Below are 23,624 nucleotides of genomic sequence, written 5' to 3'. Positions count from 1 at the left end.
AACATCGTGGCGTCGGGTCGTCCCGGTATCATGTCGCGGACACCTCGCCGCGCGATGCGTCGTGCGGCTTTCGACCGGGGATTGCCATGAATGAGAAAGAGATTGCCGAGCTGCTCGACCGGGTCCTCGCGCCGTGGGTCCGCGCGCTGACGCTGACGCCAGTCAAGGCCGACGAGGAAAGTGCGACGCTGCGTCTGCCGTTTTCCGGTGAATGGCGCCACTCGGGCGGCATTATCAGCGGCCAGGTGTTCATGGCAGCCGCCGATACCGCGATGATCGTCGCGATTACCGCCGCGCTCGGCGGCTTCAGGCCGATGACCACGGTGTCGCTGAACATCAGCTTCATGCGCGCGGTTCGCAAAGGCGACGTGCTGGTCGAGGCGCGCGTGCTCCGCATGGGCCGCAATCTCGTGTTCGGCGAAGTCGAGCTGTTCGACGAAAGCGGCAATATGGCCGTCCACGCGACCACGACTTACGCGTTGCTCGACTGAAAGCCCGGACGAAGCGCGTCACTCCTCGCCATACATAAACGGGCAGCAGAAATAGCAGAAACAGCAAGGAAAAGCAGGATGTTCGATCAGGTCGTATTCGCCGGCGGCGGCAACCGCTGCTGGTGGCAGGCGGGTTTCTGGGATGTCGTGCAGCCGCAGTTCGACATTCGTCCGCGCGTGATCGCCGGCATTTCGGCCGGCGCCGCCACCGCCTGCATGCTTTACACGCGCGACGATTCCGAGTGGGTCATGCGCTATTACGAAGAGGCGCTGCGCCACAACACGCGCAATGCGCACTGGGGCAATCTGCTGCGCGGCGAGTCGGTGTTTCCGCATTACCGCATCTACCGCCAGGCGCTGCTCGATATCTGCGGCGAAAAATTTTCGAAGCTCGCGCATGCGCCGGAGATTCGCATCGGCGTGTCGCATCTGCCGCGCTGGCTCGGCGCGAGGAGCGCGGTCGCCGCGGGGCTGATCGCGTACAACATCGAGAAATACGTGCGCAAGACCTTGCATCCCACGTTGGGACAGACGCTCGGCTTTCATCCGGAATTCGTGCGCGCGCAGGATTGCGCGAGCGTCGAGGATCTCGCGGATCTGATCCTGCAATCATCGAGTACGCCGCCGTTCACGCCGGTTCTGCGCCGCAACGGCCGGCCGGTGCTGGACGGCGGCATGGTCGACAACGTGCCGGTCGGCGCGCTCGACGCCGATGTGCCGGGCAACGTGCTCGTGATGGTCACGCGTCTTTATCCGCGGCCGCAGATGTTCGTCGTGCCGCATGGCGTGCAGCAGCGGCTCTATGTGCAGCCGTCGCGCAAGGTGCCGATTTCGAGCTGGGATTACACGAGTCCTTCGCAGATGGTCCACGCGTACAACCTCGGGCGAGCCGATGGCGAGGTCTTTCTCGAACGCGTGCCTGCCTTGATGGAAGCGGGGGCGCACGAAGCGCGCTGAGCGAGGCGGGCGCCGCGCCCGCAAGTCGCGCGCTTCCGGCCGCGCGCGGCGCATGAGCCGGACGCCGAGCCGTGGCCCGGCGTCCGCACTTATACGGCTACCTGCCTCGCTTACCGTCGACGCCCGCCCTGCAGCGCTTCAGGATTCGCCACGTTCGCGGTATCGCCGGAATCGAACGCGAGAATGTTCTTGAACGCGGCGCCGAAATACAGCTCGTAGCTCTCGCGCTCCACATACCCGATGTGCGGCGTGCAGATCACGTTTTCCATGCGCAGCAGGCTGTAGCCCTGCAGGATCGGCTCGCTTTCGTACACGTCGATCGCGACCATGCCCGGACGGTTGTGCGACAGCGCGCTCAGGAGCGCGTTTTCCTCGAGCAGTTCGGCCCGGCTCGTGTTGACGAGCAGCGCGGTCGGCTTCATGCGCATCAGGTCGTCCTGCTTGACGATGCCGCGCGTGTCGTCGTGCAGGCGCAGATGCAGTGACAGCACGTCGCTATTCTCGAACAGCGCCTCGCGGTTTTCGGCGACGCCGTAGCCGTCGGCGCGCGCGGCTTCGCGCGAATGATCGCGGCCCCAGACCAGCACGTTCATGCCGAATGCCTTGCCGTAACCGGCGACCAGCCGGCCGATCTTGCCGTAGCCCCAGATGCCGAGCGTCTGCCCGCGCAGCACCTGACCGAGACCGAAGTTCGGCGGCAGCGCGGACGTCTTCAGCCCCGACTGCTGCCAGGCGCCCTGCTTAAGGTTTGCTACGTATTGCGGAATACGGCGCTGGGCGGCCATGATGAGTGCCCACGTCAGTTCGGCCGGCGCGTACGGCGAGCCGCTGCCCTCGAGTACGGCGATGCCGCGCTCGGTACAGGCCGCGAGGTCGATGTGGCCCGCTACCTTGCCGGTTTGGCTGATCATGCGCAAACGCGGCAATTTGTCGAGCAGTTGCGAGGTGATGCGGGTGCGTTCGCGAATCAGGACGAGCGCGTCGACTTCGGTGAGCCGGCTCGCCAGCTGACCGAGACCGCGTACCGTGTTGTTGAAAACTTTGACTTCGTGATCGGCCAGCAATTGAAAGCAGTCGAGCTTGCGGACGGCGTCCTGATAGTCGTCGAGGATGGCAATCTTCATGGTATGTAATTTGCTGCGCACCTCGTTGGTGCGAATGGAGTGTTATGCTGACTGTCCCAGCGTGTGAGTTAGGTCACATGCCGGTCTGGCTGGATGCCTTACCGTAGAAATTGCCGCGAAAAGAACGGCTACGCTACGCGAAGGCGAATTGAGAACGTTTTTACAGTTTGTTGCGTGTTGAGGCAAGCCGCTTTACACAAGGTTGCAGAAGCCTTGTCGGCAAGGTGTCTCCGCCTGGCAAGCTGTGTGGCCCAGGACGATCTGCGCAATCTTGCGCCGGGAGTGCAATCGATACACACCGGCACGATGAATTAAATGCCTCTCGCATGCAGCGTCGCCGGGCTTGTACCGTTTTTCTATTGCTTTCAAAACGGAGACAGGTCGATGAATCATCCCTCGTTCGAAGGGCTGCCCACTATCGAGGCACCCACATGGGTCAAGCACCGCAAGCTGATCGACTGGGTTCAGCGGATCGCCGCGCTGACCAAGCCCGAGAAGATCGTCTGGTGCGATGGCTCGCAGGAAGAATATGACCGGCTGTGCGCGCAGATGGTCGAAGCCGGCACCCTCAGGAAGCTCAATCCCGCCAAACGTCCCAATTCCTATCTGGCGTGCTCCGATCCGTCCGACGTCGCGCGCGTCGAGGATCGCACCTTCATCTGCTCGCAGCGCGCCGAAGACGCCGGCCCCACCAACAACTGGATCGCCCCGGCCGAGATGCGCTCGACGCTCGATGGCCTGTTCGACGGCTCGATGCGCGGCCGCACGATGTACGTAGTGCCGTTCTCGATGGGCCCGCTCGGCTCGCCGATCGCCCACATCGGCGTCGAACTGAGCGACAGCCCATATGTCGTGACCAACATGCGCATCATGACGCGTATGGGCCGCAAGGTGTACGACGTGCTCGGCGAGGACGGCGAGTTCGTGCCGTGCGTGCATTCGGTCGGCGCGCCGCTCGCGACGGGCGGGCAGGACGTGCCGTGGCCGTGCAACAAGACCAAGTACATCGTGCATTTCCCCGAATCGCGCGAAATCTGGAGTTTCGGTTCGGGCTACGGCGGCAACGCGCTGCTCGGCAAGAAGTGCTTCGCGCTGCGCATCGCGTCGACGATGGGCCGCGACGAGGGCTGGCTCGCGGAACACATGTTGATTCTCGGCGTGACGTCGCCGGAAGGGCGCAAGCATCACGTCGCAGCGGCGTTCCCGTCGGCGTGCGGCAAGACCAACTTCGCGATGCTGATTCCGCCGGCTGGCCTGAACGGCTGGAAAATCTCCACGATCGGCGACGATATTGCCTGGATCAAGCCGGGTAAGGACGGCCGTCTCTACGCGATCAACCCGGAAGCCGGCTACTTCGGCGTGGCGCCGGGCACGAGCGAGAAGACCAACTACAACGCGCTCGCCACGCTGAAGGAAAACGTGATCTTCACGAACGTCGCGCTGACCGACGACGGCGACGTCTGGTGGGAAGGCATGACCGACGAGCCTCCCGCGCATCTGATCGACTGGCAGGGCAAGGACTGGACGCCGGCCGAGGCGAAGGAAACCGGCCGCAAGGCCGCGCATCCGAACGCGCGCTTCACGGCGCCGGCATCGCAGTGTCCGTCGATCGATGCCGATTGGGAAAACCCGGCCGGCGTCGCGATCGACGCGTTCATCTTCGGCGGCCGCCGTTCGACCACCGTGCCGCTCGTCACCGAAGCGCGCAACTGGGTCGAGGGCGTCTACATGGCGGCGACGATGGGCTCCGAAACGACCGCCGCCGCGGCCGGCCAGCAGGGCGTGGTGCGGCGCGATCCGTTCGCGATGCTGCCGTTCTGCGGCTACAACATGAGCGACTATTTCGGTCACTGGCTGAAGACCGGCGAGCGTTTGCAGCAGTTGAGCGCGAAGCTGCCGAAAATCTTCTGCGTGAACTGGTTCCGCAAAGGTGCGGACGGCAAGTTCGTCTGGCCGGGCTTCGGCGAGAACATGCGCGTGCTGAGCTGGATGGTCGGCCGCATCGAAGGCACGGCGCAGGGTGAGGAGCACGCGTTCGGCGTGTCGCCGCACTACGAGGACATCGACTGGAGCGGTCTGAACTTCAGCCGCGAACAGTTCGAACAGGTGATTTCCGTCGACGACGCAGCCTGGCGCGACGAACTCGCACTGCACGCCGAGCTCTTTGACACGCTGCAGCAAGGTCTGCCGCCGGCTCTGGCGGAAGCCAAGCGCGCACTCGAAGAAAAGCTCACCACCTGATCATGTGAGTGTTCACTTCGCATGGAAGGCCGCCTTCGGGCGGCTTTTCTTTTTTGGGGCGCCCTTATCTCCATATTTTCGAATTCAGCAATGCCGGGATGACCTTTGCGTCTGTTCGAACAAAAAAGACAGTGCAAGCTGCGGCGCAGCAGATTGTTTCAATTTTCAGAATAGTTTGCGACCGAGCCCTGCTTTAGAGGGTATGGTCGTACCAAAATTGACAATATTTCGAGTTCCGACAGCAACTTCTGCACGAATTTGCGAGTCGTAGGAGAATTCCAAGTTCGCTTCACTGGTTTTCACTAATTGTCAGGAAGCAGTAACACGGTAGGAGTTGTCTTATGGACCATTTGCAGTCGATGCGAGTTTTCGTCAAGGTGGCGGATCTCGGCAGTTTTGCCCGCGCTGCGAGCGCAATGGATATTTCCAACGCGGTCGCCACCCGTCACGTTGCCGACCTCGAAGGCCGGCTCGGTACACGGCTGCTCAATCGCACAACCCGCAGCTTGTCGCTGACCGAATCCGGTCAGGTCTATCTCGAGCGCGCCCGTCAGATCCTCGACGAACTGGAAGACGTCGAACAGATGGTGGTGGCGCGCAATCACGAACCCGTTGGCACGCTACGCATCGTCGCACCGGTCGTGTTCGGGCTGCATAACCTCGCGCCCGTGCTGCAAACGTACGCGGAGCGCTACCCGAAAGTGATTCCCGATGTCACGCTGGTCGACCGTCAGGTCGATCTCGTCGAAGAAGGCTTCGACGTCGGCGTCGTGATCGCGCGGCAGATGCGCAGCGCGAGCATCGTCACGCGGCGCCTCACCACGGGCTGTATGACCGTCTGCGCGACGCCGGCCTATCTGGAGAAGCACGGCATGCCGACGCGGCCCGAGCATCTGCTCGAGCATCCGTGCCTGAGCTTGCCGTCCGAATATTGGGGCGACGAACGCGTGTTTACCGGACCGGACGGTGAGGTCCGCGTGCGCCCGTCCAACGTGATCGTCGCGAACAACACGGAAATGCTGCGGCAGTTTGCGCTGCTCGGCATGGGCATCGCGATTCTGCCGAGCTATCTGATCGGCCGCGACATGACGCGCGGCAGGCTCGTGCGTCTGCTCGGCGACTACCGCCTGCCGCAGGTCGAAATCAACATTGCGTATCCGAGCCGCCGCCATTTGCCGGCCAAGGTGCGTACGTTCATCGACCATCTGGTCGAGCATTTCAGCCAGACGCCGAATAGCGTGCTCGGCGAGCAGTGGATCAAGGATGGCCAGGAGCAGCCTGCGACATCGGCAATGTTCGATTCCACCGAGCCTCGCGCACCGGAAGCATTTGATGGTGCCGAGCCGCTTTCGCGGCTGCTCGATAGCGAGTTGTCGCCGGTGGCAAAAACGCTGACGAAGACGACCAGCCGAGCCCGGCCGACGGCATTGTCGCCGCTGTAAGCAGAAGTTAGCGGCAACGCGGGCCGCGCATTAAAAAGGCGCAGTCACTTTACGTGACTGCGCCTTTTTTTATCGACGGCGGCGGATGAAGCCGATGCTGGCAAGCGATGCGCCATCCTGCTGCGAATGACACCTGCCAGCCAGGCTGGGCCTGCCTTACGAGCCGGTTTTCCGCGCTGCGGCCTTCTTTGCCGGCGCTTTCTTTGCCGCCGCGGTCCTGGTGGCCGGAGTCTTTCTGGCCGCCACCTTCTTCGCCGCCGGCTCTGCCTTCACGACCACGGCCGTATCGCCTTCGTCCGCTTCCGGTGCCGCTTTCGCCGCCGACCTGGCCGCCGTGGTCTTGGCCGCCGCGGTTTTCCCTGCAGCCGGTTCCTTCTTCTCGAATTCGAAGCCGATCTTGCCGTCGCTCTGCTTGACGAGGAACGCCTTGAAGTTACGGCCCGTACGCGACGACTTGAAGTTCGTCAGCAGGTCCGTGCGACCTTCTTCGAGGAGCTTGGCCATCTGCTCGCGGGCAATTTCCTGTTGCAGGATGACCTTGCCGGAGCGGAAATCGCACGTTTTCGGATTGGCGACCGAGTTCTCGCAGACGTAGCTCATACCGTGTTCGAACACGCGCCCGCTGCACTTCGGACACGCGCCCACCGGCTGCTGATCGGAGAAGTCAGGCGGTTCGCCGTCTTCGCCGGCCGCATCCTGGCCGAAGTCGAATTCGAGCTTGTAGTTCTTGATCTCGTCGTCGAGCGTCAGTTTCAGGATTGCCGAGAACGGCCGGCCCATCTTGCTGCGGAAACCCGACAGCGGCCCGATCGTCTTGTTCTGCAGCAACTCCTCGACTTCCGCGATTTCGAACTGGCGCCCACCCGGAATCTTCGAGATCGAGAACTCGCACTTCGAGCACGCGAAACGCCGGTAGTTTTCCTTCACCAGGCCGCCGCAATTCGGGCAAGGTGTCTGCAACGTCGCGTAATCACCCGGGATCGTGTCGGAATCGTATTCCTTCGCCCGCTTGACGATAGTTTGCGTCATGCGCGCGATTTCCTGCATGAACGCGTCGCGCGGCAGGTTGCCGCGCTCCATTTGCGAGAGCTTGTATTCCCATTCGCCGGTCAGTTCCGGCGCGGTCAGTTCCTTCACACCGAGGCCACGCAGCAGCGTCATCAGCTGGAAGGCCTTGGCGGCCGGAATCAGATCGCGGCCTTCGCGGATCAGGTATTTCTCGGTCAGCAGACCTTCGATGATCGCCGCGCGCGTCGCCGGCGTGCCGAGACCCTTGGCCGCCATCGCTTCGCGCAGTTCGTCGTCTTCGACGAGCTTGCCCGCGCCTTCCATCGCAGACAGCAGCGTCGCTTCGTTGTAGCGCGCGGGCGGCTTCGTGACCAGTTGCTGCGCGGCGATCTTGTCGGTCTTGACCTTCTCGTCCTTTTGCACCGGCACGAGGTTCGCGTCGTCGCCGCTGGTTTCACGGCCGTAGATTTGCAGCCAGCCCGGCTCGACGAGCACCTTGCCTTCGGTCTTGAAATGATGACCGACCACTTCGGTGATACGCGTCGTGACCCGATACTCGGCGGCCGGGAAGAACACGGAGAGGAAGCGCTTCACGACGAGGTCGTAGAGCTTCTGCTCCGGTTCGGACAGGTTCTTCGGTGCCTGCAGCGTCGGGATGATGGCGAAGTGATCGCTGATCTTCGAGTTGTCGAAGATGCGCTTGTTCGGCTTCACCCAGCCCTTGTCGAGCACCTGTTTTGCGAACGGCAGGTAGTTGTTGCTCTCCTTGAGCATGCCGAGCGTCTGCTTGACCGTATCCAGATAGTCTTCCGGCAGCGCGCGCGCGTCGGTTCGCGGGTAGGTCAGCACCTTGTGCTTTTCGTACAGCGCCTGAGCGAGCCCCAGCGTGTTCTTTGCCGAAAAGCCGAAACGGCCGTTGGCTTCGCGCTGCAGGCTGGTCAGGTCGAAGAGGGCGGGCGAGAGCTGGGTGGACGGCTTCGACTCCTCGGTCACCGTGCCGAGCTGGCCGCGACAGGCTGCGACGATCGTCTCGGCCGCGGGTAGCGCCCAGAGGCGCGAATCGCGCTTTTCGGGGTCGAATTCGTCGCGCTTGAATTTCGGATCGAACCAGCGGCCTTCGTAGAAGCCGGCCGCGCAGACGAACTCCGCCTTCACTTCCCAGTAATCGCGTGGCACGAAGCGGCGAATCTTCTCTTCGCGCTCGACCACGATCGACAGCGTCGGCGTCTGCACGCGCCCGACCGTGGTCAGGAAGAAGCCGCCGCCCTTGCTGTTGAACGCGGTCATCGCGCGCGTGCCGTTGATGCCGACGAGCCAGTCCGCCTCCGAGCGGCAACGCGCGGCGTCGGCGAGCGGCTGCATCTCTTCGTCGCTGCGCAGACGCGCGAAGCCGTCGCGAATCGAGCCGGCCGTCATCGATTGCAGCCACAGCCGTTGCACCGGCTGCCTGGCTTTCGCGTGTTGCGCGATCAGGCGGAAAATCAGCTCGCCCTCGCGCCCCGCGTCGCATGCGTTGATCAGACGGTCGACGTCCTTGCGCTTCATCAGCTTGGTCAGCACCTTCAGGCGCGATTCGCTTTTTGCGATCGGATTCAGATCGAAATGCGGGGGAATGACGGGCAGATTGGCGAAACTCCACTTGCCGCGCTTGACCTCGTATTCGTCGGGCGCGGCGATTTCCAGCAGGTGGCCCACTGCCGAGGAAAGGACGTAGTCGTCGCTTTCGTAGTACTCGTCATGCTTGGTAAAGCCGCCCAAAGCGCGCGCGATGTCGTTCGCGACAGAAGGTTTTTCGGCGATGATCAGTGCTTTGGACATGACTCGATGTGAGGTTGGTAGATCCGGGTTGGTGGCCTTGAGCGCGCCAAATTAGCGCGCGACGCTCGTCTGTGCCCTTTTGCGACCCATTAACGACCGCTTTATAGCACAAGGCGCGAACCCGGCGTGTCAAGTGCCATGAAAGCGCGCCATCATAATTGCGCGCCTTGCGATTGGGCAAGCCGCGGCGAACGCCGGGTGTTCACTGCGGCTGCGGCGCGTCGGCGGCGCGGCGCAACGCCCGCGCCATCGGTTTTGGCGGCCTTTGCGCCGCCCTGTCGCGCGGCGCAAAACTGCTCAGGCGACTGCCAGCGCGGGCCGCAGCTTGGGGGCGCCGGTCACGCCGGGCAGCGCCGTCAGGTCCGACAGCATCCGCTCGACGATCGATACCTGCGGCAAAACCGTACCGAAGAAGCGCGTCGTAACCGAGTCTTCGATCAGAATGGTCGGAAAATTTTCGACGTCCAGATCGTCGAAGCGATCCGCATGGGTTTCGATGTCGATCCAGGCGAAACAGACTTCCGGGTGCCGCTCGGCCAACTGGTTGAAAGCGTCCCGGTACTCGCGACACGTTCCGCACCACTCCGCGCAGAGGCAGGCAACGAACAGCGTGTCGGGTTCGTTGACGCGCTCGGCAATCCGGTCCTGGTCGGTGTCGAGGTTCAGCGCGGGCATGAGGTGGTTTCCTTGGCGTTAGATCGGGTGCTTTGGCGCGAATGTAGCATGGCCGCTCCCAAAGGGTGGGCCGCGCCGCTCGGCGCAAGGCCTGTTGCGGGTCAGCCACGATGGGCACGCATGAAGCGGCCGCCGGGCAGCAGCGTTACCTCGCCGGCGAGTTCGAGTTGCAGCAGGGTGGTTTGCAAGGCGGCGTCCCCCATCTCGGTGCGGGCGGCAAGAATTTCAAGCGTGGTCGGCGCATGGCCGAGCGCGGCGAGCAGGCGTTGGGCTTCGGGGGCGAGCGGCTTCGGCGAGGGAGCGGGCGCAAGCGGGTTCGCAAAGGCGACCGTGGCGGATGCGGTCGTGCCCGCCGGTTTGGCCGTTACGGATTCCAGCGGGAGTTTGACGGCAGAGGCTGTCTCAGCGGATATCGTCGCCGCCGCATGGCCTTGCGTCGTTGCGAGCGCGCGCCGACTATCGCGTTCGCCTGCGTAAGCAGACTCCGGCGCTGATGAAACGCACGAACCGGCATCGCGGTCGAGCGAAACGGTTTGCCTCGCTGGCCGGCCAGCCCGCACTTCCGGGCGCCGGACAAACCCCAGTTCCTCCAGCACTTCGTCCGGCGTTTCGACCAGCCTCGCGCCCTGCTTGATGATCCGGTGACAGCCGCGCGACAGCGGCGCGTGAATCGATCCGGGCAACGCGAAGATGTCGCGTCCCATTTCATTGGCGAGCCGCGCGGTGATCAACGAACCGGAGCGCATCGCCGCCTCGACGATCACGACCCCGCTGACGAGCCCCGCGATCAGGCGATTGCGTTGCGGAAAGTTAGCGGCGCGCGCCGGCGTGCCGAGCGGCCATTCCGAAACGATCACGCCCTGCACCGCAATCTGGCGCGCGAGCGCATGGTGTGCGGCCGGATACACGAGGTCCGCTCCGGTGCCGATCACCGCGACCGTTCCGCCGATGCCTTCGAGGCCGCCCCGATGCGCGGCGCCATCGATGCCGAGCGCGAGTCCCGACACGACGGTCACGCCCGCCGCCGAGAGTTCGCGCGCGAACCGCTGCGCATCTTCGACACCCTGCGGCGTCGCGCTGCGGCTACCCACCAGCGCCACCGCTCTCGTATGCAGCAGATCGAGCCGGCCCTTTATATATAGCAGCGGCGGCGGATCGGGCATCGTCAGCAGCGCGGGCGGATAGGCGGGGTCGTCGAGTGTCACGATCTGATTGCCGGGCGACTCACGCCATGCGAGCAGTGCGTCGAGTTGCGCCTCGAAGGCCGGTGCCGGCGGCGCCAGCACGGCACGCGCCGCGGCTTCACCGGCGACTTCGGCGAGCGCTTCCGGCGACTGGGCGAAAATCGCTTCAGGCAGCCCGAAAGCGCCCAGCATGAGGCGCAAAGCGTCGGGCTTCAACCCCGGCGCGAGCGATAGCCGCAGCCACGCGGCAAGTTCCATACGGCTGGCGGACAAAGTGTGCATGCAGGGGCGTTCCTTTCGCTGGGCCTGCGGGTAGGCGGGCGCCATGCTAAAATTTTCATCATCCGAAATAAACCGCGAATAATCGCGGCGCCGCGCCCACCCGCGCGGGTTCGTCGTCCGGCGCACGGGGCGTGTTGAATCGAGCCGGTTCGACACCATCATCCTCTGCGTATTGCGACGGGCTCACAACCTGGCCGAATGGCCAATGCGGGCGTCCCAATGGTTGGCGGCGTCTGAAATCACACTCGAAATCATGGCTTTACTGAACATCCTCAATTACCCGGACAAACGGCTGCACAAGGTTGCGAAGCCGGTCGCGGAAGTCAACGAGCGCATTCGCCGTCTCGTCGCGGACATGGCCGAAACCATGTATGCCGCACCCGGCGTCGGGCTCGCCGCCACCCAGGTGGACGTGCACGAACGCGTGATCGTGATCGACGTCTCGGAAACGCACGACGAACTGCTCGCGTTCATCAACCCGGAAATCGTCTGGTCGAGCGATGAGCGGAAGCTCTCGGAAGAGGGCTGCCTGTCCGTGCCGGGCATTTACGACAACGTCGAGCGCGCCGAGAAAGTGCGCGTGCGCGCGCTGAACGAGAAGGGCGAGACCTTCGAGCTCGATTGCGAGGGGCTGCTGGCCGTTTGCATCCAGCATGAAATGGATCACCTGATGGGCCGCGTGTTCGTCGAATACCTGTCGTCGCTGAAGCAGACGCGCATCAAGAGCAAGATGAAGAAGCTCGCCCACGCGATGTAACGCGCTTTCACTTCGCCCACGTCCATCCATGAGTCATTCGTTGCGCGTCATCTTTGCCGGTACGCCGGAATTCGCCGCGGCCGCGCTGGCCGCGATCCATCGCGCCGGGTTTCCGGTGCCGCTCGTGCTGACGCAGCCCGACCGGCCTGCCGGACGCGGCATGAAATTGCAGGCGAGCCCGGTCAAGCGCTACGCGCAGGAGCACGGGCTGGCCGTGGCGCAGCCCACCTCGCTGCGCCGCGCCGGCAAATATCTGCAGGAAGCCGCCGCCGCGATCGACCAGTTGCGCGCCACGCCGCACGACGTGATGGTGGTCGCCGCGTACGGTCTGATCCTGCCGCAGGAAGTGCTCGAGATTCCGCGCTTCGGCTGCATCAACATTCACGCGTCGCTGTTGCCGCGCTGGCGCGGCGCGGCGCCGATTCACCGCGCGATCGAAGCGGGCGACGCACAGACCGGCATCACGCTGATGCAGATGGACGTCGGCCTCGACACCGGCGCGATGATCTCCGAAACGCGCACAGCCATTACCGCCGACGACACCACGGCCACCCTGCACGACCGTCTCGCGGAAGATGGCGCGAAGCTGATCGTCAAAGCGCTGATCGAACTCGAGCGCGGCGGCAAGCTCGCCTCGACGCCGCAACCGGCGGACGGCGTAACCTATGCCGAAAAAATCGCCAAGCATGAAGCGGCGCTCGACTGGCGCCGCCCGGCTCAAGCGCTCGCGCGCCAGGTACGCGCGTTCGATCCCTTTCCCGGCGGCGCGGGTACGCTCGAAGACGGCAGCGTCGTCAAGATCTGGGCCGCGGTTGCCGAGCCGGCCGAGGCCGAGGGCGGCAAAAACGGCAAGGCGCCGGGCGTTATCGTCGACGTCTCGCCCGAGGGCGTGGTGGTCGCGTGCGGCGAAGGCGTGCTGCGTCTCACGCAATTGCAGAAACCCGGCGGCAAGCGCCTGCCGGTGCGCGAATTCCTGGCCGGTTCGGCACTCGCTACGGGACAGCGCTTTCAACTTCCACAGGCAGAATAGCTGCCTTCGCATGACCTGAACATCGTCCGTTCGGCGGATGTTCAGGGGCGCCGCCGCGAGCCTGCCGCGCGTTAGAATCCTCCATGCAGCAGGCAAAATTTCGAGGTTTCCTATGTTCGGCATCGTCCATTTCGAGTTTTTCGTCGTCGCGGTTTTTCTTCTGAATGTCACGCCGGGGCCGGATACGGCTTATATCGTCGGGCGCAGCGTCGCGCAGGGCCGCGGCGCGGGTCTGATGTCGGCGCTCGGCATTTCGGCCGGCTGCTGCATTCATTCGCTGGCGTGCGCGTTTGGCTTGACCGCGTTGCTTGCCGCGTCGGCCACGGCGTTCACCGTCGTCAAATTCATCGGCGCCATCTACCTGATTTATCTCGGTGCGCGCCTGATTTTCGCGAAACCGGCGCCGGATGCGCCTGTCAACGACACGCGCTCGCCGTCCGCGCCGAAGTCGCTGCGCCAATTGTTCCTGCAAGGCTTCTGGACCAACGTGCTGAATCCGAAGGTCGTGCTGTTCTTCGTGTCGTTTTTCCCGCAATTCGTGGCGACGGGCAGCGAGCACAAGACGTTCGCGTTCCTCGCGCTCGGCGCGGTGTTCGTCGTCATGAGCATGATCTGGAACAGCTTTGTCGCGTGGATCGCCGGCAGCGTGACGCAGCGCTTCTCCGGCAAGCCGGCGGTGAAGCGCTGGCTCGATCGTGGGGTCGGCAGCGCGTTCGTCGGCCTTGGCATCAAGCTCGCGACCACCTCACGATGATTGAATTTTCCTGCGCCGCCCATATCTAACATTCAGCTTACAATCCGGCGCCGCAATCGCGCGGTCTGGAGACGAAGCCCACGCTTAGGGCAAGGAGTTGCAGACATGTTCAATTGGGTTAAAACCGCGATGCTGATGGCCGCCATCACGGCCCTTTTCATCGTGATCGGCGGAATGATCGGCGGTTCGCGCGGCATGATGCTCGCGCTCGTGATCGCCCTCGGGATGAATTTCTTCTCGTACTGGTTTTCGGACAAGATGGTCCTGCGCATGTACAACGCGCAGGAAGTCGACGAAAACAGCGCGCCGCAGTTTTATCGCATGGTGCGCGAGCTTGCCACGCGCGCGAACCTGCCGATGCCGCGCGTGTATCTGATCAACGAAGACGCGCCGAACGCGTTTGCCACCGGCCGCAATCCGGAGAACGCGGCGGTCGCGGCCACTACGGGCATTCTGCGCGTGCTGTCGGAGCGTGAAATGCGCGGCGTGATGGCGCACGAACTCGCGCACGTGAAGCACCGCGACATCCTGATCTCGACGGTCTCGGCAACGATGGCCGGTGCGATTTCCGCATTGGCGAATTTCGCGATGTTCTTCGGCGGTCGCGATGAAAACGGCCGTCCCGCGAACCCGATCGCTGGCATCGCGGTTGCGCTGCTTGCGCCGATTGCCGGCGCGCTGATCCAGATGGCGATTTCGCGTGCCCGTGAATTCGAAGCCGACCGTGGCGGCGCGCAGATTTCGGGCGACCCGCAGGCGCTTGCTTCGGCGCTCGACAAGATTCACCGCTACGCGAGCGGCATTCCGTTTCCGACTGCCGAAGCCCATCCGGCCACGGCACAGATGATGATCATGAACCCGCTGTCGGGCGGCGGCATCGCGAATCTGTTCTCCACGCACCCGGCTACCGAAGAGCGCATCGCGCGTTTGACCGAAATGGCGCGCACGGGGCGCTTCGACTGAGTCGCAGGGGGATTGGTCGGCGCGTAAGCGTGAAGCGTGAAATACCGCAAAGCGGGCCCGCGAGGCCCGCTTTTTTTGCTCCCTTCCCCGCCATTGTGCGATTGCCCGGCCGCCATCGTCCGCCCCCACGGCGGTCCCCGCCTGGCGCCACGCTACAATGTGCGCTGACTGCGCCGCGCGCACCGTGCGGCTCGCCTTTGCTCCCTTCATGACATCAAAGCCTTCTTCGCGTTCTGCTTCTTCGCTGGCGCGTTCGCGCGAATCCCGTTTGTCGGCGCTGCATCTGTCGCCCGAATCGCTCGGATTCGCGCTCGACTGCGCGGCTCAGGCTGTCGGTGCCGTGCGTCTCGGCGCGGCCCTGCCCGCGGCGCTGCAAGCCGTTCTCGTGTCCGTGCCTGAAGGCAGCGCCGCGGCGGCACGCGGCGCGGTGCAGGACATCGCCTACCGCACGATGCGGCGCCTCGCGAGCGCCGAGTGGCTGATCGCGAAGCTCGTCAAGAAAGCGCCGGCGCCGCATGTCGCCCATATACTCGCCTGCGCTTTCGCGCTGCTCGTCGACGACGAAGCGAGCGCCGCCTACACGCCGTTCACGGTGGTCGACCAGGCGGTGAGCGCGATCGGCGCGCGTCGCGAATTCGTCTTCGCGAAGGGGCTCGTCAACGCGGTGCTGCGCAGTTTCCTGCGCGAACGCGAGACGTTTCTCGCCGCCATCCAAGCCGACGAAGTGGCGCGCTGGAACTATCCGGCCTGGTGGATCGACGCCGTGAAGCGCGCGTGGCCCGGCGCATGGCAGTCCGTGCTGGCGGCCGGCAATACGCACGGTCCGCTCACGTTGCGCGTGAACGCGCGCCATTCGACCGTCGACGCGTACCTGCAAGTGCTGCAGCGTGATCACATCGCCGCGCGCAAGGTGGGCGAGCATGCAGTTCGGCTCGACACGCCGATGCCCGTCGAGCGCATTCCCGGCTTCGGCGAAGGTACCGTGTCGGTGCAGGATGCCGGCGCGCAACTCGCCGCGCAACTGCTCGGCGCGCGCGACGGTATGCGCGTGCTCGACGCCTGCGCGGCGCCCGGCGGCAAGACCGGCCATCTGCTCGAACTCGCCAGGCTGCAACTCGTTGCGCTCGAAAGCGACGCGTCGCGCGCGCGCCGCATCGGCGAAAACCTGCGGCGGCTGAAGCTCGAAGCAGAAGTGCGCATCGGCGACGCGGGCAACCCCGCGCAATGGCACGACGACCTCGACCAGCCGTTCGACCGCATCCTCGCCGACGTGCCGTGCTCGGCCTCGGGCATCGTGCGGCGTCATCCGGACATCCGCTGGCTGCGTCGCGAATCCGACATCGCCGCGCTCGCCGCCGAGCAGCGCCGCATTCTCGGCGCGCTCTGGCCGCTCGTGAAACCAGGCGGCGAGTTGCTCTACGTTACGTGTTCGATCTTCCCCGAAGAAGGCGAGTTGCAGGCACAGTGGTTTGGAAACCAGCATCAGGATGCGGTACGATTGGACGCGCCGGGGCAGCTTTTACCCTCAGTGGCCCGCGCGCCCGCCGACTCATCGGCCGGTTCTCATGCCGGACAGCCTGCTGAAGACAGCGCCGGCGCGAACTCAGACCACGACGGATTTTTCTACGCGCGCTTTCAGAAACGGTGACCATCAAACGCTTCTTCCCGCTTCGGCTCGCTGCCGTGTTCTGGATCGCGCTGGCCGTATGGCTGGCAGCGCCGGGCGCGGCGCACGCTGATTCGATCGCGGTGCAGCGGGCGTCGCTGCAGGCCGACAATGGCGGCTGGAGTCTCGACGCGCACTTCGACTTCGAGCTGAACAGCAATCTCGAAGACGCGGTCAACAAGGGCATTCCGCTTTATTTCACGACCGATTTCGAACTGAGCCGGCCGCGCTGGTACTGGTTCGACGAGCAGCCAGTGAGCGTATCGCAGAGCCTGCGCCTGTCGTTCCAGCCGCTCACGCGCGAGTATCGCGTGTCGAGTGTATCGTCGGGCGGGTTGCAGCTCGGCTTTTCCTCGCTCAAGGATGCGCTCGCGGTCATCAAGCACATCACGTCGTGGCACGTGATCGACCGCAACCAGGTGCATGCCGACGAAACCTATACCGCGTCGGTGCGCATGCAGCTCGACATCGCACTGATGCCCAAGCCGTTCCAGATCGACGCGGTGAACAACCGCGACTGGAACCTCGCCTCCGACTGGAAGCGTTTCACTTTCACGGCGACAGAACGTGCTAAATAAAGTGCGCTCATCTCCTACCAGTGTCAGCAGCATCGTCGTGCGCGTGCTGGTGTCGACGGTCGCGGTCACGGCCGTGCTGCTGCTCGTGCTGCTGGCCGCCGCGAGCGCGAATACCGAATTCTTCGACCGCTACTACCAGTGGCTCTACGCGGCCAACGTCGCGGTCGCGATGATCTTTCTGCTGGTGGTGGCGGCGCTCGTCGTCATCATCATCGTGCGATTGCGAACGGGCAAATTCGGCACGCGGCTGCTCGCGAAGCTGGCGTTCTTCATGGCGCTGGTCGGCGTCGTGCCGGGCGGCATCATCTACATCGTGTCGTATCAGTTCGTCTCGCGCAGCATCGAATCGTGGTTCGACGTGAACGTCGAAACCGCGCTCTCGGCCGGCCTCAATCTCGGGCGCGGCATGCTCGACGCGTCGCTGTCCGATCTGCAGACGAAGGCGCGTCTGATGTCCGAGCAACTGGCCAGCGCCGATGCCGCCGGCACCACGCTGACGTTGCTGCGTTTGCGCGATCAGTTCGGCGTGCAGGACGCGACGATCGTCGAGCCGACCCGCAGCATGTCGGGCGCGACGCCGGACATGCACGTGGTCGCGCAGGCGTCCGGCAACTACGCGATGCTGCTGCCGAGCGATCTGCCGACCCCGTTGATGATCGACCAGGCGCGCGGTCGCGGCTATGCGGCGATCGAAGGCGAAGTGGACGGCGATCCGCATGCGCACGGCGGCAAGGGCGCGCTGCGTTTGCGCGTCGTGCAGCGCATTCCCGATTCGAACGCGTCGCTCCTGCAGCCAGCCGAACGCTTCCTGCAACTGACGCAGCCGGTCTCGACCACGCTCGCGCGCAATGCCGATTCGGTGCAGCGCGCCTATCGCGAGTATCAGGAGAAGGCGCTCGGCCGTACTGGCCTGCGCAAGATGTATATCGGCACGCTGACGCTGTCGCTGTTTCTCGCGACCTTCATCGCGATGATGCTCGCGCTCGCGCTCGGCAATCAGCTCGCGCGGCCGTTGTTCCTGCTCGCACAGGGCACCAAGGAAATTACCGAGGGCGACTACACGCCGAAGCGCGAGATCAAGTCACGCGACGAACTCGGCTTCCTCACGCAGTCGTTCAATGCGATGACGCGGCAGTTGTCCGAAGCGCGGGCGGCGGTCGAGAACAACCGCATCGCGCTCGAGCATTCGAAGGCGTATCTCGAAAGCATTCTCGCGAATCTGACCGCGGGCGTGTTCGTGTTCGACCGGCAGTTCAGGATCACCACCGCGAATCGCGGTGCCGAGCGGATTTTCCGTCAGCCGTTCCAGACCGTGCTCGGTTCGTCGCTCGATCAGATCGGTGTGCTCAGCGAATTCGGCGCGATGGTGCGCAAGGCCTTTGCCGACCGCGAAGCGGCGAGCGGCGACGGCCGCGACGACGGCGGACACTGGCAGCAGCAGTTCTCGGTGCAGGTGCCGGGCGAAACCGAACCGCTCACGCTGCTCGTGCGCGGCGCGCGTCTCGTCTCGGCCACCGAGCGCGATACAGACGACATGCAGACCTCGGGCTACGTGATCGTGTTCGACGACATCTCCGACGTGATCTCCGCGCAGCGTTCGATTGCCTGGGGCGAAGTCGCGCGGCGTCTCGCGCACGAGATCAAGAACCCGCTCACGCCGATCCAGCTTTCCGCCGAGCGCTTGCAGATGAAGCTCGCCGACAAGCTCGCGCCATCCGATGCGGACGTGTTGAAGCGCGGCGCGACCACGATCGTCAATCAGGTCGCCGCGATGAAGCAGATGGTCGACAATTTCCGCGACTACGCGCGCACGCCACCGGCCGTGCTCGCGCATCTGCAACTGAATGATCTCGTCAGCGAAGTGCTCACGCTGTACGGTATCGAGGAAGGCAAGGGCGCGATCCAGGTCGAGCTCGCCGCGTTGCCCGCGATTCGCGGCGACGCGACGCAGTTGCGCCAGGTGATTCACAACCTGTTGCAGAACGCGCAGGATGCGGTCGCCGAGGTCGAGCATCCGCGTGTTTTGCTCGAGACGAGGACAGTAGAATACGGAGACCCCGATGCGGAAGGCAAAGTACGCGTCGCGGTACGTCTGACAGTGTCGGATAACGGACCGGGCTTTCCCGCGCGTATTCTCACGCGCGCGTTCGAGCCTTACGTGACCACCAAGGCCAAGGGCACGGGCCTGGGTCTTGCGATGGTCAAGAAGATCGTCGACGAACATGGCGCGCGCATCGACATTCGCAATCGCATGAAGGCCGGCGACGTGATCGAAGGCGCGCAGATTTCGATCCTCTTCCTTCAACTGGCGGACGACACGGCGGCACCCGGTGCGCATGGCGCAGGCGCGCATCCGGTGCATGGCGGTACGTCGCAGGGAACGACAAAAGCAACAGTGCAGACAAGGGCAGCGTAAATGGCAACCATCCTGGTGGTAGATGATGAAATGGGCATCCGGGAATTGCTCTCGGAGATCCTGAGCGACGAGGGACACGTCGTGGAGGCCGCTGAAAATGCGCAGGAGGCGCGCGAGTTCCGCTTGCGTCAGGCGCCGGACCTCGTGCTGCTCGACATCTGGATGCCCGACACCGACGGCGTGACGTTGCTCAAGGAATGGGCCGCGCAAGGTCAGTTGACCATGCCGGTCATCATGATGTCCGGCCACGCGACTATCGATACTGCGGTCGAAGCGACGAAGATCGGCGCGCTCAATTTTCTCGAGAAACCGATTGCGTTGCAGAAGCTGCTGAAGGCGGTCGAGCAAGGTCTCGCGCGCGGCAATGCGCCGGCGCAGGGAGGCGCGGCCGCGAAGCCGGCGATGCCGGTGAGCGCGTCGGCGGTCGCATCGGCGGCCGCCTTGCCGATACTCTCGGCCGACGGCATCGGCGGCGGCGCGCTCACTGCGCAAACGGCATCGATCTCGTTCGACATTCCGCTGCGCGATGCACGCGATGCCTTCGAGCGCGCTTACTTCGAATATCACCTCGCGCGCGAGAACGGCAGCATGACGCGTGTCGCGGAGAAGACCGGCCTCGAACGCACGCATCTTTATCGCAAGCTCAAGCAACTCGGCGTCGATCTCGGCAAGAACAAGGGCGAATGAGTGCCACGTATTGCACGCAAAGGCCGGTCGACAAAATTTTTTATGAAAGGGCTTGCTGAACTACGGATCGCTTGATATAGTTTCGTTCTTCGTTGGCCCGGTAGCTCAGTTGGTAGAGCAGCGGATTGAAAATCCGCGTGTCGGTGGTTCGATTCCGCCCCAGGCCACCAGGATTTAGCCCCAGGAAATCGCAAGATTCCTGGGGCTTTTCCGTTTCAGGTGGTATCCGTTTCTTTGCGTTTCTGCGGCTGGCTCGCGAGTCAGGTCGAGGGCAGCGTTCAACGTCGCGTGATAAAATCGCGCCAGTTCAAGGACTTGCATGCGAACGTGTTGCTTCACTCGCGCATCAGTGCAGCGGCTGAATCAGTGCAACACGTGAGTGCCGTGCGTTATGCACGACCCGCGGGCGCGACCTGCGGCGAACCCGTCGCCCGACGATCGACGCGATCAACGGTATAAGCGCCCAGTCACGTTCACGTGCAACGCGCGACCTATACTGCTTTGGCCGGCAGCGGTGCCGGTACATGTCGCGCCGCGTCGCTTGCATGACGCACCTCGCGCAGCGCGACTTGGCACTCTCATTCACGGAGTTTCACGGTGATCCGCAAAGACGCTAAGCGTAGCGCGCTCGTGTTGTTTTCCGGCGGCCAGGATTCCGCCACCTGTCTCGCGTGGGCGCTCGATCGTTACGACACGGTGGAAACGCTCGGTTTCGATTATGGTCAGCGGCATCGCGTCGAACTCGAATGTCGCGAGGGGTTCCGTCAGGCCGTCACGCGCGCGTTTCCGGCATGGGCCGATCGTCTCGGCGACGACCACATGATCGATCTGTCGCTGCTCGGCGCGATCAGCGACACCGCGATGACGCGCGAGATCGAAATCGAGGCCACGGCCAACGGTTTGCCGAACACGTTCGTGCCGGGCCGCAATCTGATGTTCATGACGATCGCGGCGGCCATTGCTTATCGGCGTGGCTTGCAGGTGCTGGTCGGCGGCATGTGCGAAACGGACTTCTCGGGCTATCCCGATTGCCGCGACGATACGATGAAGGCGCTGCAGGTCGCGCTCAATCTCGGCATGGACACGCGCTTTGCGCTCGAAACGCCGCTCATGTGGCTCGACAAGGCCGACACATGGCGCCTCGCGCACGAGCTCGGCGGCGACGAACTGGTCGAACTGGTGCGCGTCGAGACGCACACCTGCTATGTCGGCGAACGCTCGGAATTGCATGCGTGGGGCTTCGGCTGCGGCGAATGCCCGGCATGCCGCCTGCGCAAGCGCGGTTACGAGGCCTACCTCGCGGGTGAAAAAGTCACCGAGCCGGTCTGAGCGCCGACAAGGCGGTACATCCATCGGGCAGCGAGCGGCGCAAATCACGCGCCATTATCTTCAGGAATACAGGGCAGATAGCAGTATGACTTACGCGGTCAAGGAAATCTTCTACACGTTGCAGGGCGAGGGCGCGAATGCCGGGCGTCCGGCCGTGTTCTGCCGCTTCGCGGGCTGCAATCTGTGGTCGGGCCGCGAAGAGGATCGCGCGGAAGCCGTGTGCCGTTTCTGCGATACCGATTTCGTCGGCACCGACGGCGAGAACGGCGGCAAGTACCGCACGCCTGAAGAACTGGTCGCGATGATCGCGTCGCAATGGCCGCAAGGCGAGGGCGAGCGTTTCGTGGTCTGCACCGGCGGCGAGCCGATGCTGCAACTGGACCAGCCGCTCGTCGACGCGCTGCATGCGGCCGGCTTCGAGATCGCGATCGAGACCAACGGCTCGCTGCCCGTGCTCGAAACGATCGACTGGATCTGCGTGAGCCCGAAGGCCGACGCGCCGCTCGTCGTGACCAAAGGCAACGAGCTGAAGGTCGTGATCCCGCAGGACAACCAGCGCCTTGCCGACTACGCGAAGCTCGACTTCGAGTATTTCCTCGTCCAGCCGATGGACGGCCCCTCGCGCGACATCAACACGAAGCTCGCGATCGACTGGTGCAAGCGCCATCCGCAGTGGCGCCTGTCGATGCAGACCCACAAGTATCTGAACATTCCCTGATTTGCCGTGCTGACGATTACCCGAAAACTCGAATTCGACGCGGGCCACCGCATCCCCGATCACCGCAGCCAGTGCCGTAATCTGCACGGCCATCGCTACGTGCTCGAAATCACGCTGCAAGGCGACCTGGTCGATACCGAAGGCGCGCCCGATCGCGGCATGGTGATGGACTTCGCCGACGTGAAGTCGCTCGCCAACGAGCATCTGGTCGACAAGTGGGACCACGCGTTTCTGGTCTATGCCGGCGACACGCAGGTGCGCGGCTTTCTCGAAACCATGGCGGGGCACAAGACCGTCGTGCTCGATCGCATTCCGACCGTCGAGAACCTCGCCGCGATCGCGTTCGAGATACTCGCTAACGTCTATGACGCGCACTACGGCGTGAATCTGCGTCTGCACAAGGTGCGTCTGTACGAGACGCCGAACTGCTGGGCCGACGTGGTCCGCGGCCAGGCGCGCGACTAGCCCCGCTGCTCATTCCCCCCGCCGCGCGAGCGAACCCTCGCGTTATTGTCACGGTATGATCGTTCCGGCAAGCACACGGAGCGAGACATGCCGGTCATCGCATTGCGTTGCAGCAGGCATCGGGGCCGTCAGCGCCCCGGTTTCTGCCTGACCTCATATCTGACTCCGCTTCCGGACACTCTTCCGGTCACGAAACTGCGCGAGGCCAGCCGATGAGCACCTTCACCAATCCCCTCAAGCAACGTCTGAAGGAACCCGCGTCGCTGTTCGGGCTGTGGCTGTCGCTTGGCAGCGATGCAGCGGCCGAGGCGCTCGCTCATGCCGGCTTCGACTGGCTGCTGATCGACATGGAGCATGCGCCGAACGATAGCGGCGGCGTCGAGTCGCAATTGCGCGCGATCGCTGCGGCGCACCTGCCGAGCGAGCCCGTGGTGCGCGTGCCTGCCAGCGAGCCGTGGCTCGTCAAGCGCGTGCTCGACGCTGGCGCGCGCACGCTGATGTTCCCGAATATCGAATCCGCCGACGATGCGGCACGCGCCGTGCGGCTCACCCAATATCCGACCGCCGGGGCGCTGGACGGCGAGCGCGGCGTCGCGGGCGTCGTGCGCGCGGCCGGCTACGGCATGCGGCGCGACTACGTGCAAACGGCCAACGCGCAGATCGCGACGATCGTGCAGATCGAGTCGGCGCGCGGCCTGCGGGAAGTCGAGAAGATCGCGGCGACGCCGGGCGTCGACTGCGTGTTCGTTGGGCCGGCCGATCTGGCCGCGAGCCTCGGCCATCTAGGCGACGCGAAGCACGCCGACGTGCTGGCGGCGATGACGCGCATCGTCAGCGCCGCGGACAAGGCCGGCATCATCGCGGGCATTTTCGCGATGGATGTGGCGAGCGCGCGGCAGTATCGCGAGGCGGGGTTCCGCTTCATCGCGCTGGCCGCCGACGTCATCTGGATGTTGCGCGCGACCCGTCAGGCATTGCAGGAGGTGAGGTCATGAACGGCGGAGTGCAAGGCGTCGCGTGGCGCGCCGGCGTGCGGGCA

The 23,624-nt window shown here is 64.1% G+C and carries 20 protein-coding genes and 1 tRNA gene; 17 read left to right on the top strand and 4 right to left on the bottom strand.

Going from position 1 to position 23,624, the window contains the following annotated elements:
* The first annotated feature begins 86 nt into the window (after nt 1-86).
* Complete coding sequence (locus GXB81_RS08240) at nt 87-491, top strand: PaaI family thioesterase (RefSeq protein WP_205988813.1); 405 nt, start codon at nt 87-89, stop codon at nt 489-491.
* 78 nt (nt 492-569) lie between these two features.
* Nucleotides 570-1,448: a patatin-like phospholipase family protein gene (locus GXB81_RS08235; protein WP_205988812.1), complete on the top strand. Its 879-nt coding sequence runs from the start codon at nt 570-572 to the stop codon at nt 1,446-1,448.
* A gap of 110 nt (nt 1,449-1,558) precedes the next feature.
* Here GXB81_RS08235 and GXB81_RS08230 read toward each other — a convergent pair whose 3' ends face one another.
* The gene (locus tag GXB81_RS08230) at nt 1,559-2,572 is read right to left on the bottom strand and encodes a D-2-hydroxyacid dehydrogenase family protein (protein ID WP_167284502.1); all 1,014 of its coding nucleotides are present in this window, start codon (nt 2,570-2,572) and stop codon (nt 1,559-1,561) included.
* A 384-nt stretch (nt 2,573-2,956) separates the two neighbouring features.
* Here GXB81_RS08230 and GXB81_RS08225 point away from each other — a divergent pair, with 384 nt between their 5' ends.
* Nucleotides 2,957-4,813, top strand: a complete 1,857-nt coding sequence (locus GXB81_RS08225; RefSeq protein ID WP_167284503.1) for a phosphoenolpyruvate carboxykinase (GTP) — start codon at nt 2,957-2,959, stop codon at nt 4,811-4,813.
* A gap of 341 nt (nt 4,814-5,154) precedes the next feature.
* Nucleotides 5,155-6,255 carry a LysR family transcriptional regulator gene (locus GXB81_RS08220; RefSeq protein ID WP_167042098.1) on the top strand — a complete coding sequence of 367 codons (1,101 nt, stop codon included), beginning with the start codon at nt 5,155-5,157 and terminating at the stop codon, nt 6,253-6,255.
* A gap of 156 nt (nt 6,256-6,411) precedes the next feature.
* On the opposite strand, the gene GXB81_RS08215 is transcribed toward GXB81_RS08220, so the two are convergent.
* The 3 genes from GXB81_RS08215 to dprA form a co-directional block, all read right to left on the bottom strand.
* Complete coding sequence (locus GXB81_RS08215) at nt 6,412-9,081, bottom strand: DNA topoisomerase III (RefSeq protein ID WP_205988810.1); 2,670 nt, start codon at nt 9,079-9,081, stop codon at nt 6,412-6,414.
* A gap of 297 nt (nt 9,082-9,378) precedes the next feature.
* Nucleotides 9,379-9,756: a thioredoxin family protein gene (locus GXB81_RS08210; RefSeq protein ID WP_167042102.1), complete on the bottom strand. Its 378-nt coding sequence runs from the start codon at nt 9,754-9,756 to the stop codon at nt 9,379-9,381.
* Between the two features lie 101 nt (nt 9,757-9,857).
* Nucleotides 9,858-11,222 carry a DNA-processing protein DprA gene (gene dprA, locus GXB81_RS08205; RefSeq protein WP_205988808.1) on the bottom strand — a complete coding sequence of 455 codons (1,365 nt, stop codon included), beginning with the start codon at nt 11,220-11,222 and terminating at the stop codon, nt 9,858-9,860.
* 253 nt (nt 11,223-11,475) lie between these two features.
* On the opposite strand from dprA, the gene def reads away from it, so the two are divergent.
* From def to GXB81_RS08140, 13 genes are all read left to right on the top strand, one after another.
* On the top strand, nt 11,476-11,979 hold the full coding sequence (gene def / locus GXB81_RS08200; protein WP_167042106.1) for a peptide deformylase: 504 nt from the start codon (nt 11,476-11,478) through the stop codon (nt 11,977-11,979).
* Nucleotides 11,980-12,007: 28 nt separating this feature from the next.
* The gene (gene fmt, locus GXB81_RS08195) at nt 12,008-13,009 is read left to right on the top strand and encodes a methionyl-tRNA formyltransferase (RefSeq protein ID WP_205988807.1); all 1,002 of its coding nucleotides are present in this window, start codon (nt 12,008-12,010) and stop codon (nt 13,007-13,009) included.
* Between the two features lie 112 nt (nt 13,010-13,121).
* The gene (locus GXB81_RS08190) at nt 13,122-13,763 is read left to right on the top strand and encodes a LysE family translocator (protein ID WP_167284507.1); all 642 of its coding nucleotides are present in this window, start codon (nt 13,122-13,124) and stop codon (nt 13,761-13,763) included.
* Nucleotides 13,764-13,868: 105 nt separating this feature from the next.
* Complete coding sequence (htpX, locus tag GXB81_RS08185) at nt 13,869-14,726, top strand: zinc metalloprotease HtpX (protein WP_167042112.1); 858 nt, start codon at nt 13,869-13,871, stop codon at nt 14,724-14,726.
* 208 nt (nt 14,727-14,934) lie between these two features.
* Entirely contained in the window at nt 14,935-16,374 is a 1,440-nt protein-coding gene (gene rsmB, locus GXB81_RS08180) for a 16S rRNA (cytosine(967)-C(5))-methyltransferase RsmB (RefSeq protein WP_205988806.1), read from the top strand.
* Complete coding sequence (locus tag GXB81_RS08175; RefSeq protein ID WP_167042116.1) at nt 16,371-16,970, top strand: DUF4390 domain-containing protein; 600 nt, start codon at nt 16,371-16,373, stop codon at nt 16,968-16,970. The genes rsmB and GXB81_RS08175 overlap by 4 nt, the downstream gene beginning before the upstream one ends.
* Complete coding sequence (locus tag GXB81_RS08170; protein WP_167042118.1) at nt 16,960-19,386, top strand: PAS domain-containing sensor histidine kinase; 2,427 nt, start codon at nt 16,960-16,962, stop codon at nt 19,384-19,386. Before GXB81_RS08175 ends, GXB81_RS08170 begins: the two co-directional genes overlap by 11 nt.
* Nucleotides 19,387-20,073, top strand: coding sequence for a response regulator transcription factor EsaR (esaR, locus tag GXB81_RS08165; protein ID WP_167042120.1), 687 nt, complete (start codon nt 19,387-19,389; stop codon nt 20,071-20,073).
* A 94-nt stretch (nt 20,074-20,167) separates the two neighbouring features.
* Nucleotides 20,168-20,243 (top strand) — tRNA-Phe (locus tag GXB81_RS08160).
* Nucleotides 20,244-20,670: 427 nt separating this feature from the next.
* A complete protein-coding gene (queC, locus tag GXB81_RS08155; protein ID WP_167042122.1) occupies nt 20,671-21,402 on the top strand; it encodes a 7-cyano-7-deazaguanine synthase QueC in 732 nt (243 codons plus the stop codon).
* Between the two features lie 85 nt (nt 21,403-21,487).
* The gene (gene queE / locus GXB81_RS08150; protein ID WP_167042124.1) at nt 21,488-22,120 is read left to right on the top strand and encodes a 7-carboxy-7-deazaguanine synthase; all 633 of its coding nucleotides are present in this window, start codon (nt 21,488-21,490) and stop codon (nt 22,118-22,120) included.
* A gap of 6 nt (nt 22,121-22,126) precedes the next feature.
* A complete protein-coding gene (gene queD / locus GXB81_RS08145; protein ID WP_167042125.1) occupies nt 22,127-22,585 on the top strand; it encodes a 6-carboxytetrahydropterin synthase QueD in 459 nt (152 codons plus the stop codon).
* A 212-nt stretch (nt 22,586-22,797) separates the two neighbouring features.
* Entirely contained in the window at nt 22,798-23,580 is a 783-nt protein-coding gene (locus GXB81_RS08140; protein WP_167042127.1) for an aldolase/citrate lyase family protein, read from the top strand.
* The last annotated feature ends 44 nt before the right edge of the window (nt 23,581-23,624 follow it).

The sequence above is a fragment of the Paraburkholderia sp. Ac-20336 genome, assembly GCF_017105025.1.
Lineage (GTDB): Bacteria > Pseudomonadota > Gammaproteobacteria > Burkholderiales > Burkholderiaceae > Paraburkholderia.
Note: the sequence above shows the minus strand (reverse complement) of the source record. Positions and strands in the feature narration are given on the sequence as shown.